General features: G+C 34.0%; 11 protein-coding genes. 1 reads left to right on the top strand and 10 read right to left on the bottom strand.

Annotation, left to right across the window (positions count from 1 at the left end):
• Positions 1 to 144: 144 nt before the first annotated feature.
• The 5 genes from LDM92_RS06710 to LDM92_RS06690 form a co-directional block, all read right to left on the bottom strand.
• Positions 145 to 1197, bottom strand: a complete 1053-nt coding sequence (locus tag LDM92_RS06710; RefSeq protein WP_223902547.1) for a hypothetical protein — start codon at positions 1195 to 1197, stop codon at positions 145 to 147.
• 948 nt (positions 1198 to 2145) lie between these two features.
• A complete protein-coding gene (locus tag LDM92_RS06705; protein WP_223902546.1) occupies positions 2146 to 3963 on the bottom strand; it encodes an SEC10/PgrA surface exclusion domain-containing protein in 1818 nt (605 codons plus the stop codon).
• Positions 3964 to 3994: 31 nt separating this feature from the next.
• Positions 3995 to 5404, bottom strand: coding sequence for a zinc ribbon domain-containing protein (locus LDM92_RS06700; RefSeq protein WP_223902545.1), 1410 nt, complete (start codon positions 5402 to 5404; stop codon positions 3995 to 3997).
• Between the two features lie 23 nt (positions 5405 to 5427).
• Positions 5428 to 6402 (bottom strand): zinc ribbon domain-containing protein, encoded by a 975-nt coding sequence (locus tag LDM92_RS06695; RefSeq protein WP_223902544.1) that lies wholly within the window; start codon positions 6400 to 6402, stop codon positions 5428 to 5430.
• Between the two features lie 502 nt (positions 6403 to 6904).
• A complete protein-coding gene (locus LDM92_RS06690; RefSeq protein ID WP_223902543.1) occupies positions 6905 to 8611 on the bottom strand; it encodes an SH3-like domain-containing protein in 1707 nt (568 codons plus the stop codon).
• A 160-nt stretch (positions 8612 to 8771) separates the two neighbouring features.
• On the opposite strand from LDM92_RS06690, the gene clpP reads away from it, so the two are divergent.
• Positions 8772 to 9356, top strand: a complete 585-nt coding sequence (gene clpP, locus LDM92_RS06685) for an ATP-dependent Clp endopeptidase proteolytic subunit ClpP (RefSeq protein ID WP_034977497.1) — start codon at positions 8772 to 8774, stop codon at positions 9354 to 9356.
• Between the two features lie 109 nt (positions 9357 to 9465).
• Here the strand turns inward: clpP and LDM92_RS06680 are convergent, their stop codons facing one another.
• The 5 genes from LDM92_RS06680 to LDM92_RS06660 are packed head-to-tail and all read right to left on the bottom strand — an operon-like array spanning position 9466 to position 12843.
• The gene (locus LDM92_RS06680; RefSeq protein ID WP_223902542.1) at positions 9466 to 10209 is read right to left on the bottom strand and encodes a class II aldolase/adducin family protein; all 744 of its coding nucleotides are present in this window, start codon (positions 10207 to 10209) and stop codon (positions 9466 to 9468) included.
• Entirely contained in the window at positions 10210 to 10470 is a 261-nt protein-coding gene (locus LDM92_RS06675) for a hypothetical protein (RefSeq protein WP_223902541.1), read from the bottom strand.
• 14 nt (positions 10471 to 10484) lie between these two features.
• Positions 10485 to 12029 carry a PTS galactitol transporter subunit IIC gene (locus LDM92_RS06670; protein ID WP_223902540.1) on the bottom strand — a complete coding sequence of 515 codons (1545 nt, stop codon included), beginning with the start codon at positions 12027 to 12029 and terminating at the stop codon, positions 10485 to 10487.
• Positions 12030 to 12047: 18 nt separating this feature from the next.
• Positions 12048 to 12365 (bottom strand): PTS sugar transporter subunit IIB, encoded by a 318-nt coding sequence (locus tag LDM92_RS06665; protein WP_109586088.1) that lies wholly within the window; start codon positions 12363 to 12365, stop codon positions 12048 to 12050.
• Positions 12366 to 12375: 10 nt separating this feature from the next.
• Positions 12376 to 12843, bottom strand: a complete 468-nt coding sequence (locus LDM92_RS06660) for a PTS sugar transporter subunit IIA (protein ID WP_223902539.1) — start codon at positions 12841 to 12843, stop codon at positions 12376 to 12378.
• Positions 12844 to 12888 lie beyond the last annotated feature (45 nt).

The following is a 12888-nucleotide window of genomic DNA, read 5'->3' as shown; positions in this document are numbered from 1 at the left end:
TTCTGTATTAAAAGTAAGTTACTTCAGAGTAATGTGACAAAATAAAAATTAATTCTACCCTACTTAATGAATTTCTTTAATCATGATATTTTTAAATTCATAACTAAAAATTACATTATAATTTTCATTTTTAAATTTTGAGGGTTACCTAAGATAGTATAAATCGCTAAATTCTTTATTTTTATTTTGCAAGGCAAGTTGTGGTGTTTTCCAATAAATTTGATCAGTTGCTATTGAGGCACCGCTTGCAGCAACTAAAACTGGTTGACCCATTTCTGAATGCAGACCAAAATATATGCCATCTCCTGCTCCCTGCATCCAAGCTCGAAAGTTAATCCATCTGATGCCATGAATCTTCCTGCTCAATTCTCCTGTCATTTTCCAATTTTCGGTTCTTATTTGATAGTCTTTAGACATTTCTCCATAAGTTTTATGCTCAAAAAATCTATCATCGATCCGATGCAGTTCATATTTTTCACCATTTTCAGTAGTATAATTTGGGCCAATTGTCGTAGTATTCATACGTTTATTAAAATAACTATACCAGTTACCTCGCATAGCAAACGGCATGATGAAAGCTCCAGCATCACCCTGCATTTTTTGACTCATTAGCTTTGGACTGATCCTTAGATCAAAAATCTTAGTTTTATGGGCATATTCGCTAATTAAATATTCCCAACCATTTTCTTTCAAGTATTGACTCATAGTTCTAAATGTTGCTTGACCCAACTCTTTCATGCCATTGTTTGTATATAAATAGACAAGATTATCTTGACCGACTTGTTTTAACGTATAAAGCACTTCGTGATCTCCTATTTGGTAAACCACACCAAAGCTCGAAGGTACATGAGGAAAATATTCGCTGTTTTTAACAGCCACAGCAAATCCATTTTTTTTTTCGTCTGCTAATGTTTTTTGCCAGTCACCGCCATATTTTTTGGCAGCATATACCGCTATGACAGTAGCTGTTCTTTTAGGATTTATGTTGGAATCAATTGCTTTGCCTTTTCTCAGTGCAGATTTAGTCTTAGAATTAGATTCATTTGGTTTTGACTTTACTATTTCAGGAGCAGAAGCAGATTTTCTTTGTGTTTGTTGACTACAAGCCGATAACAATAAAAGCACTAAAGATGAAAAAGCTAAAAATTGCAATATTTTTGACTTTTTTAAGTTACCTAACATTTTCAAGACTTTCATTTTTGAATTTTTAAACTCTTTCTTTAACTTTCCGATTGTAATATATTATCATTATTTAGTCTGCTTTAATTTAAGGAAGCAATAAGTAAAAATTTCTAGTGTCACAAGGCAACTAAATAATAAAAAAAGTTTTAAAAATTTAGATACCTAACTTGAAAAATTTATATTCATTTGTACACGATTTACATTCTTCCTAAATCTAACTACATCTCTTAATTATCTGGCCGAGTCTTATTTTTGAAAATAAATACTTTACTAAAAAGATAATTAGCAATAACGACTATTACGTTATCGACAATTTTCACCAAAAAGCATTAGCATTCATGAGCCAATACCAATTTTCAAAATCAAAAAATCTATTAATAAACTGAGAATTCTCCAGAAGAAAAAATTTCTCCAATCATTTTCTTTTTTGTACGTGAATATGCATGAAACACATATAGTTTATTGGTAACATAGGCAAAAATAACTGACTACCAGCCAAGCCACAAAGGTGACCACCTGGTAGCCAGTCAAATTTTCTCAAGTATATAACAAGTATATAAATAGTTAAATAATAGAAAGTTAATTAAAGTGGTTAAGCCACCAAAAATCAGATATGCGATCACCTGCCAATATTTCACAATCAAAATTTTTATTTTCATTACTTATCAAATTATTTAAATCTACAACTTCTTCAGCATCTGCTTTTGCTTAAGCAAAAAAATGATTTTTCATCCCTTCACTTGAAACTTGAGTCAAGCTGTACTATTCTTTTCAATCGGTTCCTTATCAGCTTTTAACACCTTTTCTATTTCTTAGCAACACTATCCTTCAGTGATATCGCTAAGAAATGCATTATTTGGAGTTCGTCATAAGCCAACTGATACCAAAGCTGTACCAACCACCGACATAATCATTTTTTAGGAAGCTATTCTTTTTTACGTTGTGTACTCCTCTTATGTCAATTTAATTTTGACCGGTAGGCTTATAAGTACCTTTATTACTATCAGAATTTTGAATCGCAAAATCGGCAATTAAAATAAAGTGGGTAACAACTTCTCCGTAGCCTGCCCCGATTCCATTTTCTGGTACTCCATAGTGAAATGAAGCAGCTCCAGTTATATTAGTTGGATATAATAGTGATCTAGCATGGTGATATTCTGTACCTTCCATGATTGTACCATCATTTCCAGTGGTTCCTCCAAAAAGCATACCTACTATACCATCATAAATGAATTGTTTTGCTTGTGTCATACTAGTTTTTTCATTATAAATATCTGAAGGCCCAGCTGTCTGAAAATTCATGCTAAGATCCTCAATATAATTATTATCTATATTAAGTCCATTATCATGCGCTGCTTCAACTATTCCCTTTACATAATGGCCAGTAGGTTCGGTATCTGTTACAAGCCCAAATTTTCTGTCCCTTAAATATATTGCAGCTATATCATTTGCCAATTTTTGATTCTTCGGATCAGCATATATTTCCTTTAAGCCAAGTTGTGTTCTGGCTGAATTTAGTAACTTTATGAAAAAATTTGTAAGCTTTATATTTTGATCTTTGGTCAACTTGTTCAAATCTATAATTTCTTCATCATCATTCTTCGACTCCGATTTAAACCGATTGGTTTTCATTCCTTCACTTGATGCTCGATCGAGAGCTCTAAGATTTTCATCAATTGGTTCCTTATCAGCTTTAGAAACTTTTTCCCAAGTATAATCTTTTGGAATAACTATAGTATTTTCAGCATAGTTTGTTTCAGAACCATTCGAGCTATTATTGTCGCTGCTGTTGGAGCCGGAATCATTTGAGCTGTTATTGTCGCTGCTGTTAGAGTCGGAACCATTTGAGCTATTATTGTCGCTGCTGTTGGAGCCAGAATCATTCGAGCTGTTATTGTCGCTACTGCTGGAGCCAGAGTCATTTGAGCTGTTGTTATCACTGCTGTTGGATCCCGAGTCATTTGAGCTGTTATTGTCACTGCTGTTGGAGCCGGAGCTATTTGAACTGTTGTTGTCGCTACCGGTGCCATTACTACTGCCACCATTAGAGCTGGAACCATTTGAACCAGTATTGTTGGAACTGCTGTCATTCCCTGTTGGCACACTTATGCTGCCACTTGAACTTGAATTTGACGCTGAACTATTTGTTGCATTCGACCCATTTGAATTGGAACCAGCTGTTGAGCCATTTGAACCATTGCTATTGTTTTCTACTGGCTTAGTGGTTGTTGGTGTTGATGTATTGTCTGATGTATCATTGTTTGGTTTTACAACAGGTGCTTTTTTAGCCAAAGCACTTACTTTTATGTAACCGTACTTTGTTGAATAGTACTTCTTGCCCTTAATGGTTACTACGCCACCATATACCTTGATCTTTTGGCCTTTACGAACCATACTGTTCTTAATTACTTTGCCACTTTTGGTATATAATACTGTCTTTTTGCCTGCTTTACGGGTCTTGCCATCAACGTTAGCAGCTTTGATATATTGATTCTTGCCGATCTTGTAGTAAGTTTTGCCTTTAACAGTTTTCTTAGCAAAAACGTGTACTTTTTTTCCTACTTTAATGGTCTTCTTGGTTTTGACCATCTTTTTGCCCTTTTTCTGGTATACTGCAGAATTTGCACCAACGGCTTTGACTTTTTTGGTCTTCTTGGCAGCACTGACTTCAGTGACACCGCTATTAAATGCGTTATTTGGTGATTGATTTAAGCCAACTGATACCAAAGCTGCACCAGCCACTGACATAATCATTTTTTTGTAAAAACTATTCTTTTTCATGTTTAAACTCCTTCTAAATTAATCTACCTTACTAATACCTTTTATCACTAACTATTTTACCAGTTCCAATTGATTTAATCTTTTGACTTTCATTATCTTCATCATCACTATCAGAAGAACGGAATGAAGCACCTTTATATAGCAAAACTTGTTTTCTTTCAGTATCACCAACTTCAAAAGTAAAGGTAATTTTATAAACTACATCGCTGGACTTATTTGGTGCAGGACTGACAGAAATAACAGAACATGACATATCATAACTGTCAATATCGTCATCATCATCATATCCCTTATCCATTTTCCGTAATTCTTGATAACTCTTGTTTTCCGCTCCATTAACAAAAGCATCTTCATCGGGATCCTTAAAATTGTCCTCTAATATTTCTTGGGCATCTTCTTTGGCAATTAAACCATCCCATTTAGGCTCAATGGTCTTATGACTATCATTTGCATCATCATATTGCACATCACCATAATTCATTTCCTGAGATTTAATAGTATTATTACCCACTTTAGCCTTAACATAAATTTTCAACTTATCGGTTACTGGATAATCCTTAAATGTTAATTTACCTTTTTTGTTTAAAGTGCCAACCTTTTTATCGTTCAAGTAAATTATTGCACCTGGAGTACTTTTAACCGTGAAATTTTCAGTCCTAATTCCCATATCGACTGTGCCACTGGACCACAAGTCATAATTTGAAGTAGTCGACAAATTTCTGCCTGAAATATTAGATTTAACTTTTATGTGGTATGTTCCGACGAACAAGTGTCTTAATTTAACACCATATTTATTATCTTGTTTTTCACCAGCAAAATTCCCGGGTTTAACCTGACCAATGTATTTACCATTGACAGTTATGGAAGAATTTGAATGATTAGTGGCTACAGTTGCATAAATCGTAGGCACTCTTAAAACATATTTCGGAAAAAGCAACATATGGTGACCAGATTTAACGAGACGAATTCTATTGAATGAAGCATCTTCTTTTAAATAATTAGTTAACTCGTTAACAGCCTTATGATGTTCCGCGAAATAAGTCTGAGTTGGTTTTAAAGCCGTATCTGTTACCTGCATAGCAGAATCATCTGCAACAACATCTTTAGCTAATCCGGCTTTAGTATCAATTAAATCTGCTTTAATTCTATTAATTTGATTTTCTTTTGAATAATGGCTTGAGCCCCAAGCATAAAATATTGTAAAAACTGCTAAAAATGTTACACCCAGAGTAAGCAAAACTTTCGTTTTCTTCTTCATGGGTTGGGCATGATAAGCTTGACGTCCTTGAGACGAGCTCTGTTTCTTAACTGTCTGCTGATATGCTTGTCTTGACGGACTGGCATGCTCTTTTTTTGCTAATTTGAAACCACAGTTGGGACAAAACTCAACGTTGCTCTCTAACTTTGTGCCACAATTGGGACAAAATCTTCTTCCACTCATTATTTTTTGCTCCTCTGTCCTTATCAGCTAAAGGCTGAAAACAACTGATTCATTAATGAATCATAGGCTGAACTATATATCAGAGAGAACAAAATTATTAGCGCGATAATAATAATAAAGAAGGAAATAATGTAGCCGTACATTTTGTCACGTACCGGCTTAAGATTTTCACCTAAAGTAGTCACCTGAAAACCCATAAAGAAGTTTGCAATTATTAGCAAAAACAATAAACCTGCCACTGAACCGTTACTTGATCCTAATAACATGATGATAAACGTTAAAACGATTAGGATTAAATTCAAATTACTACTGTGAACACCAGAATTAACAAATTCAAGCAAATTTTTGCCGTGACCATATATAAATCTATAAGCAGCATAATAGCCACCAATAACTATCACTTCAAAAAGGACTGAGAAAAATAATAATGCAATTGTAGCATTAAAGGCAATTCCAGAAACTGTATTTCCAAGACCAAAAGAACTTGCACCATAACTATTAGCAACGGCTTTCATTCCAAAATAAATTCCTAAAACCAGCACAATATCTTCTGCGAGGATCGTCACCCAGCCATACCAACTTTCTCCAGTAAGTTCTGAGAATGGGCGCTTCCATGATGCCACACACCATTGCCAATAGTTGTTGAACTTTTCTTTTCTTTCACTATTCGAAGTTTGATATTGATTATTTGTTTGTCCTTGATTTGAATAAATTGGCTGAGAATTGTACTGTGGAGGCTGCGGCGTTATTCTAGGCTCTGCAAACTGGCTTTCAGTTTGACTAGCTTGATCAGAAATTGATTGTTGTTCGTTCGGAGTTGCACTGTGTTTCATATGCTCCGACTCATTTTTTTCTGGAATAATTGGTGGGTTAACATTTGGCTTAAGTTCTGATTTATTAGCTTGAGTATTGTTGATGTTACGCAAATCAGTACCGCATTTAGTACAAAAGTTAACGTCAGCCTCCATCAAAGCACCACAATTGGGACATTTTTTCATTTATTTACTCCTTTAAAAGGCAAGTATTCAAATCTGATATTTTAAACTTAATTATATCTATTATAATTATATAGAAACATTAATTAAGATGTCATTTTCCTAACAAAATAACCAAATTTTATATTGCATACAATTACTTTAGTTAATATATAAAACTAATCGTAAAAGTGCTACAAATTATAATAGAACTGCTGTAGCAGTTTTGGAACATCATATAAAAATAATAATAATAGAGATTATAGTCGCAGTTTACTTTTTATTTATTACCATACAAAAACGATTTGGACCAAATTTAGAATTTTTGCTATTAGAAATACTTTTTAGCTTTTTGTTTTTATATAATATAATTATTTATACATAATTAATAAATGTGATTATAAAATTATAGATTAGCGATATTTAACTTTCTTTAAGATTTATAAACGCGTAATTTTATTAAAGGAATTTTTTATTCGTAAGCAAAAAATAAGAGCTTTTTAGCTCTTATTTCAAATTATTTTGGCTACTTAATATTCATACTTACGAGTAATTCAGCTCTTTGAGCTAGATTTACATACAGCTTATTATCGCTAATTGAGATGCCTTCGATTTCTCGACCAGTATCAAATGAGTAGGTATCTTTTATTTTACCATTACGACCGATTTTAAAAATCAAATCGTTAAAGGCTAAATAAAAGTTTTTATGCTTGGGATCATAAGTAAAACCTTGGACAGGTGCATTGTTATTAACAAAGTTGCCATCAGTTTTTCCTACTATTTTTGGATACCAGTTATCACCGGTACGAGTAAATTCCCAGTATTCATAACAATTATTTTCAGTGTCATGATAAACGGTATACATGTCATAGTCAGAAATCATCACACCATTATGGAAATAGCGGTTAGTCTTGCCGTCATCAATCCACGCTTTGATTGTCCAAATTTTATTAATCTGCAAGTCACTTTTACGTATTTGAATCAATTCTTCAGAATCATTTGTGTCTTTTAAAGTATTGTCGTTGTTTAAAACATAAATGTATTTGTCGCTTGAACCCATAGCTTGGCCGTGGCCGATTGGAATATACGGACTAACTTTGATATGTTTAACGTAATTGTTAAACTTCTTTTGGGTCATATCAAGTAGGTGCTGCGCATTATATGGACTAGTTAATTTGTTCAAATCATAGCCTACAATGTGCCCAGACATCACATCTGTATGACTCAAAAGACTGGTATAGGCCCACCCATCAGAAACGGTTACTCCTTCTGGGATATGACCGACACGATTGATGTTATCATCTGTTGGATCTGCAACACTTAATAAAACTGGTTGATAAAACTTGGTTTTCAGTGTCAAATCACCACTAGTTAAGGTATGTTTACTATCTTCAGGACTATACTCTGTTGGACTAACATAGTTTAAGGATGAACCATAATGAGTTTTCCAAGCTTGATAATCATTTGTGCCCGGTTGAGCAGGGAAGGAATTAAATGTGTCTGCATCAACAACTCCCTCTTTAGTGCTCTTTCTAACAGTCACTTTAACTGTGGCAGTTGCCTCTCCATATGTATATTTCACTTTATATGTTTTAGGAGTACCACAATTTATACTATCTTTAGAAACAATTACCTGACTATTGTCAATCACAGTTCCCATACTGTTAGTGACATATGAAATTGCATCTTTTGGTGAAAAATTATAAAACTCATTGCGAACTAAAGTAACAGTCTTAGGAACAGCTATTTTGTTTCTATCAAAGTAATTTTCATTTACATAGCCTACTTCACGACCATTAACATAAATACGCCAATAACGATATTTTTTGGTTTCGATCAGTTGGTCAGACTGAATATGACTATACTGAAAATTTATGCCATCAGCTACTTTAGTATTAACTTTGCCGTCTTTAACTTCTTTCCAAACCTTATAGTTCTTATTACCGGCAACTTTTGTCATCATAGCAAAACCGGTAACAACCTGTTTGGGTTTAGGCTTAGTATTATCCTGATCATCTGTACCATTTTGATCAGTTTGACCTGATTTATTGGCATCAGTATTATCAGAATTTGCATCAGTTGAGCTATTCGATGATTTATTACTATCATCTTGAACTGGCGGCTGAGTGCTACTGGAATCTGCCGCAACTGATGTAGTTGACAAACCGGTATAGATCAATAATCCGGCAACTAAAGTCAGCAAATAGGTTATTGTTTTCTTATAAAGCTTCAAAATATATCCTCCAATATTTAAGTTTACATCTAAATTATATAATAAAAACCTTATTAAAAAGAATACAATTTTAATACACTTTCATTGACAGCAAGTAATGTAAGTGATTTAATTAGCACTGTACTTGATAGAGTGCTAATTATATTTAGGAGGTAGAAAGATGCTTGTACCTACAGTTATTGAACAAACTGCACGCGGCGAACGCGCATATGACATATATTCACGTTTATTGAAAGACAGAATCATCATGTTAAGTGGTGAAATTAACGATGATATGGCAAATTCAATTATTGCACAATTACTATTTCTTGATGCTCAAGACAACACCAAGGATATTTCACTTTACATTAACTCACCAGGTGGTGTGATTACTTCTGGTTTAGCAATCATGGATACCATGAATTTTATTAAATCTGATGTTTCAACCATCGCTATAGGTATGGCAGCCTCTATGGCTTCCATTTTACTGACGAGTGGTGCAAAAGGTAAACGTTTTGCATTACCTAATTCCACGGTTCTAATTCACCAGCCTTTAGGTGGTGCACAGGGTCAGCAAACAGACATTCAAATTGCTGCCAATGAAATTTTAAAGAGCCGTGAAAAGATTAACAGAATTTTGCATGAAACTACTGGTCAGCCTTTAGAAAAAATTCAAAAGGACACTGAGCGGGACAATTACATGACCGCACAGCAAGCTAAAGACTATGGTTTAATCGATGAAATTATGGTTAACCAAAAGAAATAAAATTAATTATCAACCAAAAAATTGATGCTCTTAAGAGTAAAAAGGAAGTCAAATTATTGCATTTGACTTCCTTTTTGTTTGAATAGATATTTACTTTTAGTCTGTCAATTTAACCTACCATACCATCAGTACTTTTGCCACGTGATTGATATTGATCTATGATTCCTAATTTCTTAAAGATTGCCTGTTTATATGCAATCTCCGCATTCCACTCAACTGTTTCTAAAACTTGAGCTGCAGCATGCAGATCTGTTTCAGTAATTAAAACTCCGTGGCTGTTTAATAGAAAAATATTTTCTTTAGCACCGGTACCAAGTTTCACCAGCTCATCATGGACTAGATCAGCGAGTTCTTTACTACATGCTTCACGATAAGGTAAGCACTTAATTTTTCCAAGAGGTACATTAAAAGATGTAATTTCTGTTAAGTTAGGCATGTCCTGACCTAAAGTAGCCCAAAACATACATTTTGGTGCATGAGAATGATAAACTACTCTAATGTCTTTATTTGCTTTGTATGCTCCTATATGCATGTTAATTTCACGGGTTAATCTACCTTCACCAGCCATTTTTTCGCCTGTTTCCAAATCAATGACTAAGATTTGAGAAGCATTTAATTTTGAAAACCATGCTTCTGACATAAATGTGGGAGTCATTAGTAAATAATCATGATTGGCATAATATGTCTGGTTATCATAAGAGAAAGTTTCATCTGGAGTAATTTTGACGGAAATATTTCCACCAGCGATATTTGTCATTTTCCGGTTAAACATTTCGCGTGCTACTTCAGCTATATCTTTACGTTCATTTTCAAAAGGAAGTCTTTCCTTAGTTATATTGTAATTCTCTATCATCTAATTATCTCTTTTCCTTACTTCATATTCTTTACGTTTTTTATACGCAGCTTGATACTTAATTTCTTTTTGGCGATTATAATTTTCAAAAATTACTGGATCACCATATTTAGCTATAAAAAGGCCAAATAAGGTTACGCTGATGCAACCCATAATATTTTGAGTCAAAATAGCTTGAATCGTTAAGATTATGTTAATGAATAAAGCAAATGACCACCATATTTTGGTTAGTTTTTTCGATTTTGGAGTTTTATCTTTCATTTGATTACTCCGTTTTATTTGTTAAAATTCGTAAAATCTACGTCATTAATATCGTTGATTGTAAAGTTGCGTTTTGTTGCAGGACTTGGAATCTTTTTATGCACATTAGCAAAATCGATGCCATCAATACTAGAAATACTCCACGATTTATCTTCTTCATTAACTCTAAGATCGACTTGTGTACTTTCTGCATTATTAGCCTGACCATTATTTAAGGCATAACGTTCGCTAGGCAAGGCAATTTTATTTTGATCTTTATAAAGCCAAACAAAAATTAATAACCATACTAAAGCAGCAGCTATTGCCCACCATTTGCCATTAAAGGCTTGTGCAAAAAATAATCTAAAATCTGGTCCTTCAAAAGTTGACCATGACAGCTGTTGACCAGGATTAACATGAACGGCTCCAGTCGATTTGGCCAAATTGGTAATAACTGGTGCAAAATAGGTTGCTCCGTATAAGAAAATTGGGGTTGTAATGATACCTAAGGTCAGCATTCTCCACAGGTTTGCTCCTGTTAAAAGCAAAGCTGCAACTACAAATGACAGATTTATTATTCCGGCAAATGGTAAAACTGTGTTACCAGGTAAAACCATCGCCATAATTAACATAACTGGTACTAAAATGATTACTGTAACCCATAATTCATTTCTTCCTGCGAGAATTGGCCAATCTAAGCCAATAAATACTTGCCGACCCTTGAAATGTTTCTTCATCATTTCATTCATAGCATTAGCTATCGGATTTAATGCTTCCATGAATAATTTTGAAATCATTGGAAACATTGTCATGGCTGCTGCGGCCTCAATGGCAAGTTTTAAGGAACCCGAAACAGAATAACCTGCTCCAAAACCTAATAACAATCCAATAATCGCACCCATTACTGAGTTATCAGCAAAAATACCAATTTTCTTTTGGATAGCATTAGCATCAGCTGGTTTATTCATTATTGGAATAAAATCTAACAGTTTATTAAGTGGCATTAGTACAACTGCAAATAAGGTCACGAAATGAGGCACAGTAACTCCCGGAATTCCAGTCAGGTCTTGAATGTGTCTTTGCCACATGTCCCCTGCTTTTAGTTCTAAAACAATTTGAATGCCAGCAACAATGAACCCATAAATGGCATTATGTGTAAAGTATAGGACCACAACATACGTGAAGATCTTGTTCCAAACATTCCACATATCTACGTTCAAGGTTTTTGTCCAATTAAATGTCAGCATGACAAAATTAATTAGTAACAAGAACGGAAAGAACAAAAATGCTGCTTTGTATGACCAGGTGATTGCAGCTACACCAGGCCACCCCTGGTCAATAGCATTCAAACTTAAGTGCAACATCTTAGACATTGCCTTGGCAGCCGGCGAAATGGAATCAGTCATGTAATTAACAACCAAAGTCATTCCACTAAAAGCAACACCCAATGTAAGTGAGGCTTTAACTGCTTTACTCAACTTTAATCTTGCTATGATAGAGATGACGAACATAATCAATGGTACGAAGACCGCAGCCCCTAAGTTAAGAACATAATTGACTACGTTTTTTAATATTTCCATTTAACTCATCCCCTTTCACTATGCTTTACTTTTTAATGACATCATGGCATTGACCAACTCTAGATAAGTTTTGTCACCTTTTGACCCTGTCAAAATATCAACTCCATTTACTTCAGGAATTCCCTCTTTTTTGCAAATATCATGAATCTCCGGTGTAGGTTTTGCTAACCAAACATAAATATCATAATTTGGCAAAACACTGGCTAGTTGCTTAAAATCGGTTGCTTCAACCTCTACACCTTTAACTGAATGGTCTTCTAAAAAAGATTTCACTGTCCCTACAACTGTTTCACTAGTAGCAATACCACTGCCGCACGCAACAACAATTTTTAACATAATAAACTCCTTAAAATCTATTTACTAAAAATTCATAAACTTCTTCTGGTTTCGACAGCTTTTTAAACGACTTAACGAAACTTTCGTCATTCATCAGCTGCATAAATCTTTGTAATAACTTAACTTGCAAATCCTGTTTTTCTTTAACAATTCCCAAAAAGAAAAAATATTGACTTTCCATATCTTCATTAGTCCCCATTTGTTTCATGTTGATTTTAGATGTGGTTTTCACAACAGCTATAAATGCCTTTTTTACATTTTCTGGATTAGCATGTGGTAAAGCAATAGGTAAATATTGCGTATTCAGCCCAGTAGGAAATTCTTTTTCTCTATCAGTTAAAGCTTTAAAATAGCTTGTCTCCACAACATTAGCATTCTCAAGCTTATTCGCTATCTTTTGGTATAAATCCGTGCAACTATCTGCATGAATATTCCAAAAAACAAGATTTCGGTCAAATAAATTTGCGTAACTACTCATTAAATCCTCCTTTTGTTCATATGTTCGAACTTTTATGAACTTTTT

Source organism: Lactobacillus laiwuensis, assembly GCF_019972835.1.
GTDB lineage: Bacteria > Bacillota > Bacilli > Lactobacillales > Lactobacillaceae > Lactobacillus > Lactobacillus laiwuensis.
This window is presented reverse-complemented; position numbering and strand designations above follow the sequence as displayed.